Origin of the sequence: Paraburkholderia rhizosphaerae, assembly GCF_004366595.1 — a bacterium.
Lineage (GTDB): Bacteria > Pseudomonadota > Gammaproteobacteria > Burkholderiales > Burkholderiaceae > Paraburkholderia > Paraburkholderia rhizosphaerae.
Window position 1 is genome coordinate 14,988 of the sequence record NZ_SORE01000022.1, and the last position, 19,162, is coordinate 34,149.

The window sequence follows — 19,162 nt, forward strand, 5'->3', positions numbered from 1 at the left end:
CAGGCTCACGAGCGGCCACAAGCTTACCAGGCACGTCAAACATCGATACAACCGCATCACGCGGTGTCGGGGATTACCCGGTTGACCACCTTGCAGCGCTCGTTTAAGTTGAATTCGAACCTCACGATCCTGCGTGAGCCGACGCGTTCCCGGATCGACTCATCCATTCTTTTGTCCAGCTCATGGCCAAACCTGACCTTACATCGTATGCCGAAGTGACGATCGGCGCGGACGTGCTTCACGCATTGGCCGTTGCGATCTGGCAAGCCGCGGGCAGCACGCCGCGCGAAGCGGCGCTCGTCGCCGATCACCTCGTCGAAGCGAATTGCGCGGGACACGACTCGCACGGCGTCGGCATGATACCGCGCTATATGCGCGCGTGCCGCGAAGGCGAGTTGAAGCTCAATACGCACGCACAACTTGTGCGCGATGCGGGCGCGGTGCTGACGATCGAAGGCGCGCGAGGGTTCGGTCAGGTGGTCGCGTTCGAAGCGATGGAGCACGGCATCGAACGCGCGAAGCGGCTTGGCGTGTGCGCGGTTGGGCTGCGCAATGCGCATCATATCGGGCGTATCGGGCATTGGGCTGAGCAATGCGCGAAGGCTGGGCTCGTGTCCTTTCACTTCGTCAATGTCGCGGGCGACCCGTTGGTCGCGCCATTTGGCGGCATCGACCGGCGCTTCGGCACTAATCCGTTCTGCGCGGCGTTTCCGCGCGAGGGGCGTGCGCCGCTGGTGCTCGATTTCGCGACCAGTGCGATCGCGGCGGGCAAGGTACGCGTCGCGTTCAACAAGGGAGTCGACACGCCGGCGGGCGCATTGATCGATCTCGACGGGCGGCCGACCCGCGACCCTGGCGCATTGTTTAGCGAAGGACAGCATGGCGCGCTGCTCGCATTCGGCGGCGATGTCGCGGGTCACAAAGGGTCGGGGCTGGCGGCGATGTGCGAGATTTTCGCGGGCGCGTTGACCGGCGGGTTTACGACGCACAGCGAAACCGTCGTGACCAGCAACGCGATCGTCAACTGCATGATGTCGGTGATCGTCGACCCGGCTGCGTTTGACGCCCCCGACAAGAATCAGGAAGCCGACGCGTTCGTCGACTGGTTGAAGGCCGCGCGGCGGGCCGAAGGTGCGCAAGAGATCCTGCTGCCCGGTGAACGTGAGAACGCAACGCGCCGCGAGCGCGCTGAAAAGGGCATTCCGGTCGACGTCACGAGCTGGTCGCAAATCATCGACGCGGCGCGCGCAGCGGGCATGACCGACGCGGCGATCGCGAAATACGAGGCTCGTTGAACATCGGCACGCGTCAAACCGTGCGCGTAAGATTGGCGCGCACGAAATCGACAAACCGCTTCACAACCGCGTGATCGCGGCTGCTTTGCCAGGCGAGCCCGATTTGCCAGCGTGCGGCTGCGCCGGGCAACGGAATGATCCGCGCGTCGCGTAGCAGATATTGCGTACGCGACGGCAAAAAAGCCGCGCCGACGCCGGCTGCGATTGCCGCCAGAATGGACTGGATATCGTCGGCCTGTTGCACGATTTGCGGCATGAATTGATGCTCGCCGCACCATGCGTCGATTTGCGCGGCGAGCCCCGGGCCCTGGCGCCGCGATAGCGCGATCAAACCGAGTGCGTTCAGCGCTTGCAGGTTCGACGGCAGGCGCTTCCACCTCACATGCTGCGGCACCGCGAGCGCCAGCGTCTCGTCGATTACGCGGAATGTGGACAACCCATGCGCGGCCGGCAGACGCAAAAACCCGACCTCCAGCTGACCACTAAGCAGACGCCGCGTTTGCTCAGCCGACGACAGATCGTTCAGCGTCACGCTAACGTCCGGATGTTGCTGCCGGAACCCGGCGATCAAACGAGGCGCGACGGTCAGCGTCGACAACCCCAGCCCGACCCGCAGAAAGCCGCGTTTGCCGCTACTGGCTTCGCGTGCCCGTGCGAGCACGGCATCGGCATCGCGCACCAGTGCCTGCGCGTCGGCCAGAAACGTATCGCCGAACACGGTCAGTTCGGCGCCGTGCCTGCCGCGCTCGAACAGTTTCGCGCCGACGCTCGCCTCGAGCGCCGCGATCTGCTTGCTGAGCGCCGGCTGGCTAAGCGCGAGCGCATCGGCCGCGCGCCCGAAGTGTTTCATGCTGGCGACGGTCAGAAACGCGCGGAGCAATCGGATTTCCATTCGCTAATTTACATTCCCGATAGTGATCGAATCGATCAAACAATTCATTTTACTGATGGATCGCAATGCGGTTCAATGATCGATATCACCAAACGGGATTTGCGTTATGAAGCTGTCTTCCGTTGCGCCGCCGCGTGTCGCGGCCGTTCCGTCTGCTTTGCATAGACCCGCCGCGTGTAACAAGGTGTTGCGCGTCGCCGTTTCGCCGGATCATGCCGCGCGGGCAAGCATTGGGCTTGCGACGGCGGCCGTCGCGCGCGAACGACCGACACCGTCCGAGCAGAACCCGGTCGCCGCGCGCGGTGCGATTCCGATCAGTTTCGCGTTGGTGAAAACACGCGTGGAACCGCCGTAGGACCGCGAGTCGTGAGCGCATACATGTGATCGGGCGACACTTACGCGACCGCCTGGTAAATCAGCACGACGTTGAGCCCCACAATCAGCAATGCCGCGGCGCCCGCGAACGCGACGGTGCGTTTGCCGATCGCGAATGCGCCCATCACCGAGCGCTTCCTCGACAGAATCAGCAGCGCGATCATCGGCATCGGCAACGCCATGCTCAGCACGACCTGGCTGATCACCATCGCGTGGGTCACATTGCAGCCGAGCGCCACCACCGCAAATGACGGCACCACGGTGACGAGCCGGCGCACCGTCACCGGGATGCGGAACCTGACGAAGCCCTGCATGATCACCTGTCCGGCCATCGTGCCGACTACCGAACTCGACACGCCGGACGCAAGCAATGCGACGAGAAACAGAATGGCCGCGCCCGAGCCGAGCAGCGGAATCAGTGTGCGGTACGCCGCGTCGATATCGCTGGTGTCGGGCGCCGCGTGATGAAAGACGGTTGCCGACATGATCACCATCGCCATGTTCACGAATGCCGCCGCACCGAGCGCGAGCATCACTTCGCGATTCGAGTAGCGGATCAACGTGCGGCGCTCGCCGGCATGTTGCGCGACCACGCGTTTTTGCGTGAGCCCCGAGTGCAGGTAAAGCGTGTGCGGCATGATCGTCGCGCCGACAATGCCGACGGCGAGCGTCAACGCGCCTTTGTCCTGCAGGTGCGGGACAAACGTATGAGCGATCACCGCGGGCCAGTCGGGCGGCGCGATAAAAAGCTCGCACAGATAGGTGGCGCCGATCACGGTCACCAGAGCTGCTATCGCGATTTCGAGCGGCCGGAAGCCGCGCTTTTCCAACGACAGGATCGCGGCGGTCACTATCGCGATCACCGCCATCGACGCAAGCATCGGCAGATGAAACAGCAGTGACAGCGCCAGCGCGCCGCCGAGAAACTCCGCGAGATCGGTCGCCATCGCGGCGACCTCGGAGGCGATCCACATCGCGAGCGTCAGTCGCCGCGGAAAGTGGTCGCGGCACAGTTCGGCGAGGTTCAGGCCGGTGACGATGCCAAGTCGCGCGGATAGCGCCTGAAACAGCATCGCGACTGCGCTCGAAATCAGCACGACCCACAGCAGTTCGTAACCGTATCGCGCGCCGGCGCCGATATTGGTCGCGAAGTTGCCGGGGTCCATATAACCGACCGACGCGATCAATGCCGGGCCGACAAATGGCAGGAATGCGCCGAGCCCTGTGCTGCGTCCTTCCAATGCGGCGCGTACCGAGAATTCGGTGCGTTGCGTGAGGCCGACGGCCACGGCCGCGGTCGCTGCACCGGGACGCGAGAGGGGCAGAATCTGCATGGACGGGTACTCCGGTTTCGTTGTGGACTCGCGGTTTGTCACGGATCGCTGCCGACCTCATTCCGGCATGATGTCCGGCCGGTCGCGTGGGAACTGCGCAAGCGTTTCGGCGCTGATGTTCAACGTCTGCATCACCATTTCCGGCGGCGTATGCGTGATCCAGTCCGACAGCGACACTTCGGCGAAGTGGTTTGCCTTGAACACTTCGACAAAGATCAGGTCGGTGTCGCCCGTGTTCTGCACGTAGTGGCCCAGACCCTTGCGCACATAACCGATATCGCCGGCCGCGAAGTCGGCGGTCAGTGCCTTCGGGCCCGTATCGAACACCGTCACGCGGCCTTTGCCCTTGACGTAGTACTGCCATTCGTCAGCGTTCGGATGCCAGTGCAGTTCGCGCAGGCCACCCGGATGCACGGTCACCAGTGCGGCCGCGATATTCTGCGAGATATGAAAGTTGGTGCTGTCGGCGATCTGCACGTGGCCGCCACGCGTGATGCGCGCGGGCTTCGAATCCGCCAGCGAGAATGTGACTGGCAGCACGGGTGCCCCCTTCTTCGACGCGACCGCGCGTTGCGCGGCCTCGAGCGAACCCGGTTCGGTGCCCTGGAAAATCCACAGGTTATGCAGCGGGACGTTTTTGAATGCCTCGACCGGCACACCGAAGTTCGCCGCGAGCACTTCGGGCGGCGTATGCGCGATCCAGTCGGTCACCAGCAGCGTGTTGAATTCCGAAGCCGCGCCGTTATCGAACGCAATCAGAAACTCGCAGCCATTGCTGCCGGTGCCCTGCAGCGAATGCGGCAGACCGGGCGGGAAGTACCACAGGTCGCCCGCCTTCACGTCGCGCACCGACGCACGCCCTTGCTCGTCGAGCGTCGTGATGCGGCAGTTGCCGTCGAGCATGATTGCCCATTCCGCTTGCTGGTGCCAGTGCATTTCTCGGATACCGCCCGCGGACAGGCGCATATTCACACCCGAGATTTCCGTCGAAATTCCGAAGTCGGCCTGCGTGACCTCGCGCGCCCAGCCGCCATTCTGGATGCGCTTGTGCGCGGTGTTAAACGACGACCAGTACATCGGCATGCCGTTGACGTCGGTGGCCGGCGGATTCTGAATCGACGGGAACTGGTTCGCGAGGGCGGGGTTCTGCGGTCCCGGGTCGGTCAGATCCTGCGGATTGCGCGCGTTGATCGCACCTTCGCCCGGCCGATCAGGGTTACCGAAGGACGCGGCCTTCGCGGTGACTGCGACGCCCGCTGCAAGCGCGGTCGTGGCGGCGCCGATCAGCGCCTTGCGTCTCGACATGTCTGTCATTTACAACCTCCATACGTCATTCAGATGAACTCCGCGATTGCGTGAAGCGCCGCGGGGATGCGCATGGGGATCGATCTTATGAACACGGCCATGGGTCGCCTATCGGACCAAAGGACGGTCGATGGACATCAAGATATCGACCGCTTATACGATCGGAAGGCAAAGCGATACGAGGGCGTCGAGCCGCCGTGTTCGCGGTGCCGGGCGCTTATACGCCGAGACATGCCGGGGGAGAAACTATCGCTGCGTTAGCGTATGGCTATATCGCCGGCTGTGCGCGATTGCCTTTGAAAGACTTGGGTGAGTTGGGTAATATCGGGGATCTGACCGATTCAGCGATTGAAACAAGGAGTATCAGCAAGCATGAGAGGCAATCACCGCACGGCGTCGGATCAAGCGGGCGCCGCTCACGAAGACGATGCATCGCTTGCCACGCCGATGTCGCGCGCCGCGCTGCGGACGCGCCGCAAACCGTATTGGCGCGCGCTCGATACGGGCCGGCATCTGGGCTACTACAAGGGCGCGCGCTCGTCGACCTGGCACGCTCGCCTGTTTGTCGGGGCGGGGCGCTATGAGGAAATTCTGCTTGGTAAAGCGGACGATAGTGTGGACGCCGACGGGCACACGGTCCTCGATTACTCGCAAGCCGTCGCGCGTTCGCACGAATGGTGGGCCAGCAAAGGTCATGGCGTGTCCGGCGGCGTAGCGGGCCAGCCCGGGCTCAGAAACCGGCCTAAAAAGCGTGTGCAAACCGATCGGCTCGATGAAGTCGCATTGGCATGGGCGCGCGAACGGCCGGACCTCGATCTGAGTCTGGTCGGGCTGTTTCTGCGCATCAAGCAGGCGCATTACATGCATGAGCGGCGCCTGACCGCGATTTCCCAGGCAGTGGGCGTCGACGTCGGCGAACTGCATGTGCTGCTTGCGTTGCGCCGGGCCGGCGCGCCGTACGCGATGCGTCCGACGGAACTGTTCAAGTCGTTGCTGGTCACGTCGGGCGCGATGAGCAAACGGATCGACCGGCTGGAGCGCATGAAACTGGTCGCTCGCGCAGCCGACCCCGAAGACCTGCGCGCTTCGAACATCGTGCTGACCGACGCGGGTGTGGCGGCGGCGGACGACGCGATGGTTCGCATCGCCGACGGACTGACCGTGCTGCGTGCCGCGATCGGTATGAGCGACGACCAGTTCAGCGAGGCCGACTCGTATCTCAGGCGGATTATTTCGGTGAACATCTGAATTTCGCGCCGGCGCATCGCAGGTCGAGTCATTGATTCGCATCTGTCGCAACAGCTTGTTGCCTTGACTGAGTATCTTCTTGGGAAGATACTTTGGTCATATCGTCGTCATCGCGCGTTTGGCAGTTATGCGGCTGCTTGTCGATGGCAGGCGGCGACCGGACGGGTACACGGATGGGTACCGCATTTCGTTCAACGCAATGCGCACCGTTCGGTCAGGGTTTAGAAGTTCTGACGAATCTCGACGAAATGACGCACAAGCTTTACCGGCACGCAGCGCAGGCGCCGGGCAGCACCGCCCTTTCGGTCGTCAAACCATGGATCGAAAGGATGCCCAAAGCAGATCAGTCAAGTCATTCACGCGTCGCGTGTTCAAGTGCCGTAGCATTGTCCGGCCGCGCGGGACAAATTTTTATCACCCATGTCGAACTTGGCGGAGAAGGCTCCGGCGACACGGTGGAGGCGAGCGAGCGGCGCAGCGAGCGTTATCTGAGGCTGGAAATCGTCCGCCGTGGCCGGATGACAATTGAACAGAACGGCGAAGCGCTGAGTTTCGGCGCTGGCGATATGCTGCTGCTCGATCCCTCATTCGAATTCAGCCGGTCGCTTCGCGAGTCCGCACATGTGTCGGTGCTGCATATCTCGAAGCAGGCGCTCAATGATCGAGGCGTCGGATATCGCTTTTCGCGCGCGTGCTATCCGGTTCACGAGACCGAGGACGTTGCGGCGATTCGCGCGCTTCTGCTCACCTTTACCCGCTATATCGACAACACGAGCGATGCGTTGCTCATACGGCTCGGCAGTCATTTTCTCGATCTGATGGATGTGATGATCGAAAACAGCGGGGCGCTCGACAGCGGCCGCAGCACGAGGACAATCGTGCTGCGCGCGACCCGGCTGATCACTAGCCATCTCGCCGATGTCGACCTGAGCATTGCGTCCATCGCGAAGGAACTGAGCGTGTCGGTTAGCTCGCTGACGCGCGCGTTCAGGCAGCGTGGCTTGTCGCCGATGCGCTACGCGTACGATTTGCGACTCGAGCACGCCGGCCGTCTGCTGGCGGAAACACCGACTCTGGCGATTCAGGACGTGGCGAGCCGCTGTGGCTTTGCCAGCCCCGCGCACTTTAGCCGCCTGTTCAAGGCGAAGCACGGAATGACTCCGCGCGAATATACGTCCCGTCATGGGGCGTCGGAAGAGCGCGCGGCGGCCGGACGCGAGGAGGCCGAAAAAGCCGACGAAGTCGACGAGCCAAACGAAGCGTAACGGAACCGTCACGCGATTTTTGACACGATTGGCATCGTTAAGCGGTCTGAATCCCGCGGCGCTTACCCGTTCTGCGCGATGGTGGCGCCGTTCAGTTCCGCGAATGCGGGAGCCGACACGTGCAGCACCTCGTAACTGCGCAATGGTGCCGGTAAGTCAGCTTGGGTTCGCGCCCAATAGTCGAATCGAACCAGCCGCCAGCTGCGCGGGTCGAGCCCGACTGCACGCGCGAGCAGCCCCGGGGTACGTTCGACTGCCTCCGCGGCCATGTCGATCTCGCGCCTGCGCCGCTCGATCAGGTTTGTTTCAGGCTGCAAGGTTTCGTCTTCGCGCGTGAGCGCGGCGATTGCAGTGGGGTCGGTCAGGCGGCCCAAACGCGCAAAGGCAAAGCCCGGCCATGATTCCACTGGCGGCACGCCAAACGAGTCCTTGATCCCACCGAACCCGGGTCCCGCGAGAAAACTCCACATCGCATCGACGTGCGGCCAGAGATACACCGGCGCGTACTGGTTGCTGTGCGCGCCGAACCTGCCGCGTTCGCGAATCAGAAAGCACTTGAGCCCAAGTCCTTCGAATGTATCGAACGACGGTCCTTTGCTTGCGACGCGCTGGCGGATCACATCGATGTCATAGTCGGCAGGCAGCGTAATCTGATATTGCATGATGAACATGAGCAGCTCCTCGCATTAGCGGGCGTTCTCGACGTAAGACGCAAGGCCATTGCCGAACGACCAATCGTCTTTCTCGTTGGGCGAAAGAATGACCTGGACGTCTTCAGGCCGAATGCCGGCGTGAGCCGCCAGGCGGCTTGCGAGCGCGCGATAGAGAGCCTGCCTGGTCGCTGTATCCCGCCAGCGTCCGGCGACGATATGAATGAACACCACGTCATCCGTCCGTTCGATACCGAGATAGTGTGCGTCGTAAATGATCTCGCCGGGCTCGCGCTGCTCGATGATCTGGAAGCGATCGCCCGGCGGCACGTTATAGGTGTCGACAAGAGACTGATGAATACTATCGGCGATGGCGCGCAACTGGTCGGCGGAACGTCCCCTAAGCAGCGAAATACGTACGAGTGGCATGACAGCCTCCGTTCGCGAATAGCAATAGGTTTGCGCACTTAACAGCCGAACCGGGCGCCTTGAACGCATAGAATGCGATAAGGTCCTGCGCACTTTATGGCGTCGAGCATACGGAACAACACGGTTTCGGAAAATCGCAAACTTTCAAACTGTCACATCGGAAAAATCGAACTATGGCGGCCCGCACGAACCTCGACATGGATGTGTTGCGCACGTTCGTAATGGGCTTCGAACTTGGCAGTTTCGCACGGGCGGCAGACCGGCTTGGCCGTTCGCAATCGGCGGTGAGTACGCAATTGCGCAAGCTCGAAGATCAGATCGGCACGCCACTGGTGCAGAAATCCGGTCGCGGCCTTGCGTTGACCACGGCCGGAGAATCGCTACTCAGCTATGCGAAGCGTCTACTCGAGCTGAACGACGAAGCGGTGGAAACGATTCGCGGCGCGGACCTCGAAGGATGGGTGCGGCTCGGTTTGCCGCAGGACTTCGCCGATACTTTCCTGCCCGCCGTGCTTGGACGCTTCGCGAGGGCTCATCCGAAAGCGCGCGTCGAAGTGCAGGTCGACGGCAGCGCGCGGTTGATCGAAAAGACGCTAAAAGGCGATCTCGACGTCGCGCTCGCGTGGGGAAACAGCAGTGCTGCGCCGCACGCGGAATGGGTCGCAAACCTCGCGATCGCATGGGTCGGTCTACCGGAGTCCGGTAACGTTCGCAGCCTCGGCGGGGAGCCGTTGCCGCTGATCGCGTTCGACCCGCCGTGCTCGTTTCGCGCCGCGGGCATTGCCGCGCTCGACGAGGCGAGTATTCCGTGGCGGCTGGTATTCACGAGCCCGAGCCTCTCCGGGCTCTGGGCGGCAACCGAAGCGGGGCTCGGCATCACCGTGCGCACGACGATTGCGATGCCGCGCAGCCTTGTCGTGCTCGATCCGCTGGCAACCGGCTTGCCGGTGCTGCCGCCGATCCCGTTGTCGCTGCATCGAACCGAACCGGAAGCGCAGCCGGTTGTACGCCGCCTGACCGAGATCGTGCTCGAGACGGTGCTCGAAGAGATCAACTCGGTTTGACCCGGCGGCGCCGACGGCGCTGCGTCGATCCGGTCACGGTCGCTTGATCCACCGTTGCGTCGGCGGCTTGTTCGACCGGGTCAGCAACGTGCGCGGCGAAGCCGACTTTCTCTGACGTGATATCCGCGCGCAACGTCAGCGCTGGAATGACGTAGTCGCCGCCGTTTTGCCGCCGAAACGGAATCGGCTGCGCTGAGAACAGCGTGTCGAGACGTTCACCGAGTGCATCGCGCAGCGCGGCGAACCCCGCATCGTCGAGTCGGTGCTCGCAAACAGCGATCTCGTTGCAATGCTGCCGTCGCGGCTGGTTCGCGATTGCGCGGCGCTGCGGGTCGTCGCGCCGCCCGTCGACGTGCCGGGCTACCAGATGTCGATGCTCTGGCATGAGCGGTCGCACCGCGACCCCGCGCATCAGTGGCTGCGCGAGCGGATCGCGGCTTCGGTGTAGTGCACGCGCGGGTCGCGGATCGTCGGGCACGCACCGCTGTCGTTGTCCGCGTCGTGTGACACGCGCGTTACGTCAGCACCTGCCCGCCGTCGACCACCAGCATCTGGCCGGTGATCCATCCGGCGTAGGGGCTGGCGAGGAACAGCACAACATTGGCGATTTCGTCCGGTGTGCCGAGCCGGCCGAACGGAATGCTGCGCAAAATGCTTTCGTATAGCTTCGGATCGGTGGCTTTGCGCTGCTCCCACGAGCCGCCTGGAAATTCGATCGAACCCGGCGCGACCGCGTTTACCCGGATGCGATCCGGCGCGAGCGCCAGCGCATGTGAGGCCGTATAGTGCGCGACTGCCGCCTTGACCGCCGCGTACGACGCGGTCCGGATGCTCGGATGCAGTGCCGCGATCGACGTGATATTGACTATCGCGCCGCTGCTGGATTGCCGCAGAAACGGCAGTGCCGCGTGCCCCGCGCGTACCGTGGCCATCAGGTCGACGTTGATGCCTGCTTCCCAGCCGGCCTCGGTATCGCCGCCGCCGAAGCCCGATGCGTTGTTCACCAGAATATCGATACCGCCGAGCGCGTGGCCCGCCGCGTCGATATAAGCATTGATCTGCGCGCCGACCGCCAGATCGCACGACGCGGTATGAACCAGGTGACCGTGTGCGCGCAATTCGGCATCGACGGTTTTCAGGCTATCCGCATTGCGTGCGCAAACGGACACAGCGGCGCCGGCCTGCGCAAACGCCAGCGCGATACCGCGGCCGATGCCGCGCGACCCGCCCGCGACGACCACGCGCTTGCCGTTGAAATCGAAACTCATGAATGTGCCTCCGAGGCGATGATTGACATCAGTGTCAGTATCGCCGCAATCGGCGGGCCTCGCTGATTGAGCAGGCGATGCGTTCTGAATGCCGAGCGCGGTTTCGCGAGCCGCGCAAAACGCGCTTGGCTCGCAGCGGGCTTCATGTCTATATTCTCGATACGCCGTCGCTCTGACACCGGCCGCCATCGGTGAGCGCACGATATCCCAATCGCATGACGAATGACGCGGGCTGAAACACAAAACTCGAAGCAGTTCAGGCAGCTAACCATAAGAGGGGATTCGCGATGCGCGTTCGACTCGCCAGGTTTGCGTGCGCCGGCGCTGCGTTTGCTCTTTTAAGCGTGCTTCCTCGCGCGTCGTATGCGCAGGCGGCGCCATCCAATGGGTTGTCCGGCAATACGGTGATCGGCGGCAACGTCAAGCGGCACGCGGACGCCGTGCTCGCGGTGATGTCCTATACGACGGTGCCCGACGTGACGACCAGTTCGCTGTCGATCAACAATGGCGCGACCGGCGACCCCGGCTTCTGGCAGACCCAGTTGGGCGGCGGATTCACGCTCAGCCGATCATTCCCGCTTTATCTGGAAGGCACGCTCGCGTACAGCCGTTACGATCCGACCTTCATTGCGAGCGACGGCGCCGAGGAGCGTCCGTTGCCGACCCGATGGAATACGTTCAGCGGGACGGTCGGCGTCGGATGGGATTTCCGGATCACCAACGATCTGGTGTTTCGCCCGATTATCAACGGTACGCTCGGGCGGGTGGCGAGCGACCTGCGGGTCGGGCAGAGCGTGATCAATCGTGTGACCGACAGCAACCTGTCGTTTCTGGATGACGGCTATCTGAATGCATACGGCTATGGCGGTTCGCTGGTGCTCGACTACGAGCACTATCGGGTCGATCACGAAATCGACGTGGAACTGCGTGCGACCGACATCTATCTGCGCAGCTTCGGCGGCTCGTCGGAAGCGGTGCAGGGCTCGGCTACCGCGCAGCAACTGAGCCTATGGATGCGCTGGCGCGCGCCGACCGGATGGCATGCATTGGACAAGCCGGTTCGCTATGTGCTGGAAGGCGCTTACTCGCACTACTTCGGCGCTAGCGCGGGCGTGCTGGGTTTTAACGATCTCGTTTCGCTGGGTGTGGGGCTCGAACTCGACAGCAGCACGTATCCGATCATCATCACGCGCACGCGCGCGATCGTCCGATATGTATTTGGACACAATGTGCAAGGCGTGTCGCTCGGGCTCGCGGTCAGTTTTTAGGCTGTCAGCGAGCCGATGCGGCGGCGTGGCGAAGCTTCAGATCTCCGCGCCCATCAGCGCGCGCACATGCGCACGCGTGCCGTTCGCGAGGCCTTCCATGCTATAGCCGCCTTCGAGGATCGACACCACGCGTCCCTGGCAGGTCTCATCGGCGATCTTCACGAGTTCGCGCGTCACCCAATGGAAATCGTCATCGTCGAGGCCGAGTCCGGCGAGCGGATCGAGCCGGTGCGCGTCGAACCCCGCGGAGATAATGATCAGCTCCGGGCTGAAGTCGCGTACTTGCGGCAGCATCCCGGCCGCGATGCGTGAGCGGAACAGCGCCGAATCGCAGCCCGGCGGCAGCGGCACATTGACGATGTTATGCGCGACGCCGGTCTCGGACGCGGCACCCGTGCCCGGATAGAGCGGCGACTGATGGCTCGACGCATAGAACAACTCCGGACGATCGAAAAACGCGGCCTGCGTGCCGTTGCCGTGATGCACGTCGAAGTCGACCACTGCGACGCGCTCGAGCTTGTGCACTTCGTACGCGTAGGCGGCCGCGATCGCTGCCTGATTGAAGATGCAAAAGCCCATTGCGCGCGACGGTTCCGCGTGGTGTCCGCACGGCCGTGTCGCGCAGAACACGTTGCGTGCGTCGCCGTTGAGCACCGCATCGACGCCCGCGCACGCTGCGCCAACGCAGCGCATCACCGCGTCCCACGAACCGGGCGACATCACGGTGTCACCGGCATCGAGCGGCGCATAACCCTGTTTCGGCGCGATTTCCGCGACTTCGTCGATAAAGTCGCGGCTGTGCACCAGTTCGACCTGATCGAGCGTGCCAAGCGGCGCGTCGCGCCACTCGAGCGCGGCAAACTCCGGCGCGCGCAGCGTGCGCAGCACCGTCTTTAACCGTTCCGGCGACTCCGGATGGCCCGGGCCGGGTTGATGGTTCAAACAGGCGTCGTGTGTGTAGATCAGGGTCGAGGACATGGACGGCCACCGGCGGAAGGTAATCCAACAGTGTAGGGCGGCGCGCGGCCTCGCGAATAATCAAACAAACTTTGGCAGGCTATAGGCTTCCGTTTATGGACGATGCATCGCACCGGATGCGGCAAGGTTCGTTGCCGCGTCCGGTGCGTCATGTAGTGCGGGATGCGTCGCGCGGCATCGACCGCGCGACGCTGTCCGCGGCGCGGCTAGCGGACGGTGAAGACGGAAATGCCGCCGTTCGGGAACGCGCCACTACCGGCCTGGAACGGCACATAGACCTGGCCCGACGGGCCGTCGACAGCAACCGAATGCGCGCCGGTGCCGACCGGAATCTGCGCGACGATTGCGCGGCTGGTGCCGTCGATGACGGCCATCTGCGGCGTGAAGCCCGACGCCGCCGCGATGCCGTTCGCCGTCCAGTGCCGCGCGGGCAGGAAGTAGCGATTCGACGTTGCGTCATAAGCAATCTGGTCGACGCCGCCGAACGGCAGCTTCGAGAGCAGCGTGCCGTTCGTGCGGTCGAGGATCAGCGTGATCAGCGGATTGCCCGCGGCGGGATCGCATCCGACCATCACGTCCTGGTTCGGACCGAGCGCGAGGCCCGCCGGCGAGCAGTTGCCCAGTGCGAAGGCCTTGGTCACCGCCGGATGGCCGGTCAGCACCGAACTTGCCGGAATCACGTCGAGTTCGCCGTCCGGATTGGCGGCAGTGCCGTCGTTGTTGATCAGGAAACTCTGCGTGCCCGCGTCATATTCGCAGGCTTCGAGCCCCGATGAGCCGGGAAACGACAACTGCGTGACGACCGTCTGCGTGTCCGTGCTAATGAAGCTGATAAACGGCGGCGAATCGCCGGGGTTGGCCATCAGCACCAGGTGATCGGTCGGATCGAAGCAGCCTTCGTCGACGCGATTGCCGGAGGTGGTGAGTGGAATGGTTTTGGTCAGTGTCTGCGCAGTCGTGTCAAGAATCTTGACCGCGTTCACATCGCCGACGTACAGCGTGCTTGTGCCGGGTAAGCCCACCAGGCCGTCCGGACCCGAGTTTTCGGTGGTCGCGCCGATGCCGGTGAAGTTGCCGGGAATCTGCGCGATCAACTGGTTTTTGCTCGTATCGACGACGTCGACCGCCTTGTTGTTCCGGTCGGCGAGGAAGTAGCGGCCGTGGTCCGCAAAACTGATATCGAAGCTGAAAGCAGGACTGGCCGCGTTCGGCACCGCAATATTCGTAACGAGATGCGGGCCGCTCGAATTATTGGCGGATGGCGGGGTGTTGTTATTGTTGTTGTCCGAGCCGCATGCCGCCAGCAGGCAGGTTGTGATTGAGCAAACGGCAACAAGCAGAATCTGACGAAGGTTCCGTCTTTGCATCTTTGTCTCCAGAGTTTTTTGCGAACCGTCGATCAAAACGGTGGGGAATGGCGTTTCGCGGATGGTTGTCACTGGCTGTGATCAACGTCCGGGTATTACAGATTTGAAATTCAGGTGTTTAGCTCATCAGTCATCCTCATAGAAAGGAAATAAAAAACTGGCCACATGAATCTTCGTTTCTAACGGGCGCACGCATCCTGTCGCCCGAGGCAATCGGGCGACGCGGCGCGTGATGGTTCGAAGACGGTGTGGGACCTGGTTCGCCGGAGAAAGGCTGACAAACTGTCGAGTCGGCCGGCGAACAGTTATTGCCGGTCGAACAATGCGCGGTGTCCGCTTAAGAGCGACTTAAGCCTGGCGCGAGCAGTAAGTTGCGTGCACCTGTTTTGAAAGCATGCCGGGGCGTACGGGAGCGGAGGGTTGGACGTATGCCTGGCATCGCCAATCATTTTTTATCGCGTTGACGCTTACCGGATGTGGCGCGTCACCATTGCATCCGAGGTTCATGCGGTCTTTCTCATGTGGCTGGCGAGGTCTCGCCCCATGAAGCACGGAGGCGACGAACAGGCTTTTGATCTTTCGAACTTTCGAAGCTTATGTTCTAGTCGTATTCTGTTAGGCCTGCATGAACGTTTGCCGATTCGACCAGGAATCAGACGCCCGGTCTGCCGCAGGAGAAGTCGAATGAGCCGAACGACCCAGCGTGCTTCGTCGCCGCACACGGCCCCGCACCACCGTTGGCTGCGGCGGGTGCCGGGGCTCACGACGGTGCGCGAATACCAGCGCAGCTGGTTGCGCAGCGATGTCGTCGCTGGCCTCGTGCTGACGTCGGTACTCGTGCCGGCCGGCATGGGCTACGCGGAAGCCGCGCACTTACCGCCAATTGTCGGCCTCTATGCAACCATCGCCTGCACGCTTGCCTATGCCCTGTTCGGACCGAGCCGGTTTCTCGTGCTTGGGCCCGATTCGGCGCTGGGCGCGCTGATCGCATCGATTGTGCTGCCGATTGCCGGATCGCAGCCCGAGCGGCTGATCGTGATGGCCGGCATGCTGGCCATTCTGTCGGGCATGCTCTGTGTGCTGGTGGGGCTCTTCCGGCTCGGCTTCGTCACCGATCTGCTATCGAAACCGATCCGCGAAGGCTATCTGAATGGCGTGGCGCTGACGGTCGTGATCGGACAGGCGCCGAAGCTGCTCGGCTTCGGCGTGGACGGCAGCAGTCTGACGCAAGAGGCGATCGGCTTTGTGCGCGGTGTGCTGGACGGTAAGACCAACGAGGTCGCGTGCGCGCTCGGCGTCGCCAGTCTGATCGTGATCTTCAGTTGCAAGCGGTGGGTGCCGCGCGTTCCGGGCATTCTCGTCGCGGTGGTCGGTGCCGCGGTGGCCGTCGCGGTGCTCAAGCTGGACCGCACCGCGGGGGTGCCGATTGTCGGCGCGGTGCCGCGCGGCTTGCCGCAGCCCGCGGTGCCGTGGGTGTCGCTTCAACAAATGATCGATCTGTTGCCGGGCGCGGTCGCGGTGGCGCTGATCTCGCTCGCCGATATCAGCGTGCTGTCGCGCGTGTTCGCCGGCCGCACCCGTCAGCAGGTGGACCGCGACCAGGAACTGGTGGCGCTCGGCGCGGCGAATATCGTCGCCGGGCTGTTTCAGGGCTTCCCGGTGACCAGCAGTTCGTCGCGCACCGCGGTCGCCGAATCGTCGGGTGCCTGCTCGCAGTTGACCGGCGTGATCGCCGCGCTGTGCGTGGCCGCGTTGCTGATGTTCGCGCCGACGTTGCTGCGCACGTTGCCCACGGCCGCGCTCGCCGCGGTGGTGATCGCGGCGGCGCTCGGGCTGTTCGAAATTCGCTCGGTGCTCGCGTTGCTGCGCCTGCGGCCCAGCGAGTTTCTGCAATCGGTCGCATGCTTCGCGGGCGTTGCGCTGGTCGGCGTCATTCAAGGCATCTTTATCGCGATCGGGCTTGCGCTGCTGGCGTTCGTCTGGCGCGCGTGGCGGCCGTACGATGCGGTGCTTGGGCGTGTCGAAGGGCGCAAGGGCTATCACGATGTGTCGCGGCATCCGGAAGCGCGCCACATTCCTGGGCTGGTGCTGTTTCGCTGGGACGCGCCATTATTTTTCGCGAACGCGGACATTTTTCGCGACCATGTATGGCGCGCGATCGCGGCGGCGAGCACGCCGACGCGTTGGGTGGTCGTTGCGGCCGAGCCGATCACCGATGTCGATGTGACCGCGGCCGGCATTCTGCGGGACCTGCGAGCGGAACTGAATGAACAGCAAATCGAGCTGTATTTCGCCGAGATGAAAGGTCCCGTGAAGGATTTGTTGATCCGCTATGGCGTGTCGGCGGGGTTGATTGCCGAGCGTGCATTCCCGACTATCGGCGTCGCGGTCGACGCGTATCTCGAGCAGCACGCCGATGTCGAGTGGCGCGACTGGGACGATTGAACGGTTCGCGGGGCAACGGGGAAGGCACCTGCGCGGTGCGCCCCGTGGCATGGCTTGGCCGCGTATTTGCGCCGGTTTGCGCCGGTTTGCGCCGGGTTTGCGCCGGGTTTGCCCCGGGTTTGCCCCGGGTTTGCCCTTATGACATTCGCGTATAAACGTATCCGATTTGTATCGTTGACGCACGGCAACACGCCGCCGTAGATTCACGGTTTTCTTTCGACGGAGTGTCTTTCGTGTCCACGCCCGCTATTGCCGCGGAGCCCGCGAATCGATCGACCCGGCTTCAGCAGGATTTCGACATCGTTGCGTTCGATGCGCCGCTCGGTGCCGAGGTGATCGGTCTCGATCTGTCTCAACCGCTCGCCGACGACGACTTCGCGCGCCTTCACCGCGCGCACCTCGATTACCACGTGCTGGTGTTCCGCGACCAGCGCATCACGCCGGACCAGCATGTCGCATTTAGCCGCCGCTTCGGTCCGCTGCAAAAACACGTGCTGCACCAGTTTGCGCTGCCCGGTCACCCGGAGACGCTGATCGTGTCGAACATCGTCGAAAACGGCAAGCCGATCGGCCTCGGCGACGCGGGCCATTTCTGGCATTCGGATCTGTCGTACAAGGAAAAGCCGAGCCTCGGTTCGCTGTTGCATGCGCAGGAGTTGCCGGCTGAGGGCGGCGATACGCTGTTCGCGAACATGCACCTCGCGTATGACGCGTTGCCCACGCAGTTGCGCGACAAGGTCGCGGGGTTGCGTGCCGAGCATACGTATCTCGCGCGCTATGCGGAACTGCAGGCGCGTAGCCCATGGCGGCCGAACCTGACGCCGCAGCAGATCGCGGAAGTGAAGCCGGTGGTACACCCGGTCGTGCGTACGCGCCCGGAGACGGGGCGCAAGGCCATTTTCGTCAGCGAGCATTTCACGACGCGTATCGTCGGACTGCCGGAAGACGAAAGCCGCGCGCTGCTTGACGAACTGTTCGCACACAGCGTGCGGGCGGAATTCGTGTATCGCCATCAATGGCGCGACCACGATATGGTGTTCTGGGACAACCGCTCGCTGATGCATCTCGCGGCGGGGACGCCGGATCATCTGCGGCGCAAGCTGTATCGGACCACCATCGAAGGGGATGTGCCGTTTTGAGCGGTGCGGCTGCTGTTGCTGTCGATGTTGGTCAGGTGTTGAAAAAAAGTCCCGGCATAGGTTGATGCCGGGACCAATCCCATGTCCAGGACTGACTGGAAACACAGAGGAGACGAATTCATTCTATCGATTCGTCTCACTCACTCAAACCAGGCGTTTCGTATAACGTTATTTAAAGGCGAAGATCACGCGCGTCGCCGCCGGTCACTTCTTCGGTTTCCGCACCGCCCGCACCTTGCCGCTGGTCCCCCCGCCGCAGTAGAACAGATCCGCACCATTCGACTCGAGCCCTGACACACCGATACCCGCCGGCATCTCGAGCTTCTCGAGCACTTCTCCGGTTTGCGAATCGATATGTCGCAGTTCGCTCTCGTCACCTTCCCAGGTGCCGTGCCAGAGTTCCGAATCAACCCAGGTGACACCGGTGACGAAGCGATTCGATTCGATCGTGCGCAAGATCGCGCCCGTCTGCGGATCGATCTGATGGATCTTGCGTTCCCGGTACACGCCGACCCATAGCGTGCCTTCGGCCCACGCAAGCCCCGAATCGCCGCCCGCGCCTGGCGCGGGAATGGTCGCGAGTACGCGGCCGGTGTCCGGATCGATCTTCTGGATGCGGCTATCGGCGATCTGAAACAGATGCCGGCCGTCGAACGCAGTGCCCGCATCCGCGGCGACGTCGATCGAGCGCGTGGTTTCGCCGCTCGCCGGATCGAACGCCTTCAGCGCGTCGCCGGCGGCCATCCATACCCGCTGACCGTCGTAGGTGACGCCTCCCACCTTATCGACGCCCGGAAAAGGACCGTATTCGTGAACCACTTCGGCTGCTGATCGTTTCAT

17 protein-coding genes and 1 pseudogene are annotated in these 19,162 nt (G+C 63.0%); 9 read left to right on the plus strand and 9 right to left on the minus strand.

The features are described from left to right. Positions 1–182: 182 nt before the first annotated feature. The gene (locus BX592_RS24790; RefSeq protein WP_134195580.1) at positions 183–1,295 is read left to right on the plus strand and encodes a malate/lactate/ureidoglycolate dehydrogenase; all 1,113 of its coding nucleotides are present in this window, start codon (positions 183–185) and stop codon (positions 1,293–1,295) included. A 13-nt stretch (positions 1,296–1,308) separates the two neighbouring features. On the opposite strand, the gene BX592_RS24795 is transcribed toward BX592_RS24790, so the two are convergent. After that, positions 1,309–2,187 (minus strand): LysR family transcriptional regulator, encoded by an 879-nt coding sequence (locus tag BX592_RS24795; RefSeq protein WP_134195582.1) that lies wholly within the window; start codon positions 2,185–2,187, stop codon positions 1,309–1,311. Positions 2,188–2,293: 106 nt separating this feature from the next. On the opposite strand from BX592_RS24795, the gene BX592_RS24800 reads away from it, so the two are divergent. Then, positions 2,294–2,542, plus strand: a complete 249-nt coding sequence (locus tag BX592_RS24800; RefSeq protein ID WP_134195583.1) for a hypothetical protein — start codon at positions 2,294–2,296, stop codon at positions 2,540–2,542. Positions 2,543–2,582: 40 nt separating this feature from the next. On the opposite strand, the gene BX592_RS24805 is transcribed toward BX592_RS24800, so the two are convergent. Together BX592_RS24805 and BX592_RS24810 are read right to left on the minus strand one after the other, a co-directional pair. Beyond that, positions 2,583–3,896: an Nramp family divalent metal transporter gene (locus tag BX592_RS24805; protein ID WP_134195585.1), complete on the minus strand. Its 1,314-nt coding sequence runs from the start codon at positions 3,894–3,896 to the stop codon at positions 2,583–2,585. A 57-nt stretch (positions 3,897–3,953) separates the two neighbouring features. Next, positions 3,954–5,210, minus strand: coding sequence for an oxalate decarboxylase family bicupin (locus BX592_RS24810; RefSeq protein ID WP_134195587.1), 1,257 nt, complete (start codon positions 5,208–5,210; stop codon positions 3,954–3,956). A gap of 363 nt (positions 5,211–5,573) precedes the next feature. On the opposite strand from BX592_RS24810, the gene BX592_RS24815 reads away from it, so the two are divergent. Further along, on the plus strand, positions 5,574–6,449 hold the full coding sequence (locus tag BX592_RS24815; RefSeq protein WP_134195589.1) for a MarR family winged helix-turn-helix transcriptional regulator: 876 nt from the start codon (positions 5,574–5,576) through the stop codon (positions 6,447–6,449). 329 nt (positions 6,450–6,778) lie between these two features. After that, entirely contained in the window at positions 6,779–7,714 is a 936-nt protein-coding gene (locus BX592_RS24820) for an AraC family transcriptional regulator (RefSeq protein ID WP_166676454.1), read from the plus strand. Between the two features lie 62 nt (positions 7,715–7,776). On the opposite strand, the gene BX592_RS24825 is transcribed toward BX592_RS24820, so the two are convergent. After that, a complete protein-coding gene (locus BX592_RS24825; protein ID WP_134195591.1) occupies positions 7,777–8,385 on the minus strand; it encodes a DUF4865 family protein in 609 nt (202 codons plus the stop codon). A 15-nt stretch (positions 8,386–8,400) separates the two neighbouring features. Further along, entirely contained in the window at positions 8,401–8,793 is a 393-nt protein-coding gene (locus BX592_RS24830; RefSeq protein WP_134195592.1) for a tautomerase family protein, read from the minus strand. A gap of 173 nt (positions 8,794–8,966) precedes the next feature. Between BX592_RS24830 and BX592_RS24835 the strand changes: the two genes are divergently transcribed. Together BX592_RS24835 and BX592_RS24845 are read left to right on the plus strand one after the other, a co-directional pair. Further along, positions 8,967–9,857, plus strand: coding sequence for a LysR substrate-binding domain-containing protein (locus tag BX592_RS24835; protein ID WP_134195593.1), 891 nt, complete (start codon positions 8,967–8,969; stop codon positions 9,855–9,857). 259 nt (positions 9,858–10,116) lie between these two features. Continuing rightward, a pseudogene (locus BX592_RS24845) lies at positions 10,117–10,305 on the plus strand (LysR substrate-binding domain-containing protein); the annotation flags it as partial. A gap of 67 nt (positions 10,306–10,372) precedes the next feature. Here the strand turns inward: BX592_RS24845 and BX592_RS24850 are convergent. After that, positions 10,373–11,125, minus strand: a complete 753-nt coding sequence (locus BX592_RS24850; RefSeq protein ID WP_134195594.1) for an SDR family NAD(P)-dependent oxidoreductase — start codon at positions 11,123–11,125, stop codon at positions 10,373–10,375. 287 nt (positions 11,126–11,412) lie between these two features. Here BX592_RS24850 and BX592_RS24855 point away from each other — a divergent pair, with 287 nt between their 5' ends. Continuing rightward, complete coding sequence (locus BX592_RS24855; RefSeq protein ID WP_134195595.1) at positions 11,413–12,393, plus strand: hypothetical protein; 981 nt, start codon at positions 11,413–11,415, stop codon at positions 12,391–12,393. Positions 12,394–12,429: 36 nt separating this feature from the next. Here the strand turns inward: BX592_RS24855 and BX592_RS24860 are convergent, their stop codons facing one another. Together BX592_RS24860 and BX592_RS24865 are read right to left on the minus strand one after the other, a co-directional pair. Continuing rightward, on the minus strand, positions 12,430–13,371 hold the full coding sequence (locus BX592_RS24860) for a histone deacetylase family protein (protein WP_134195597.1): 942 nt from the start codon (positions 13,369–13,371) through the stop codon (positions 12,430–12,432). 206 nt (positions 13,372–13,577) lie between these two features. Continuing rightward, positions 13,578–14,738: a YncE family protein gene (locus BX592_RS24865; RefSeq protein ID WP_134195599.1), complete on the minus strand. Its 1,161-nt coding sequence runs from the start codon at positions 14,736–14,738 to the stop codon at positions 13,578–13,580. A 684-nt stretch (positions 14,739–15,422) separates the two neighbouring features. Between BX592_RS24865 and BX592_RS24870 the strand changes: the two genes are divergently transcribed. Together BX592_RS24870 and BX592_RS24875 are read left to right on the plus strand one after the other, a co-directional pair. Then, positions 15,423–17,183 (plus strand): SulP family inorganic anion transporter, encoded by a 1,761-nt coding sequence (locus BX592_RS24870; protein WP_134195601.1) that lies wholly within the window; start codon positions 15,423–15,425, stop codon positions 17,181–17,183. 233 nt (positions 17,184–17,416) lie between these two features. Continuing rightward, positions 17,417–18,322: a TauD/TfdA dioxygenase family protein gene (locus BX592_RS24875; protein ID WP_134195603.1), complete on the plus strand. Its 906-nt coding sequence runs from the start codon at positions 17,417–17,419 to the stop codon at positions 18,320–18,322. Positions 18,323–18,526: 204 nt separating this feature from the next. On the opposite strand, the gene BX592_RS24880 is transcribed toward BX592_RS24875, so the two are convergent. Continuing rightward, positions 18,527–19,162, minus strand: coding sequence for an outer membrane protein assembly factor BamB family protein (locus BX592_RS24880; RefSeq protein ID WP_134195605.1), 636 nt, complete (start codon positions 19,160–19,162; stop codon positions 18,527–18,529).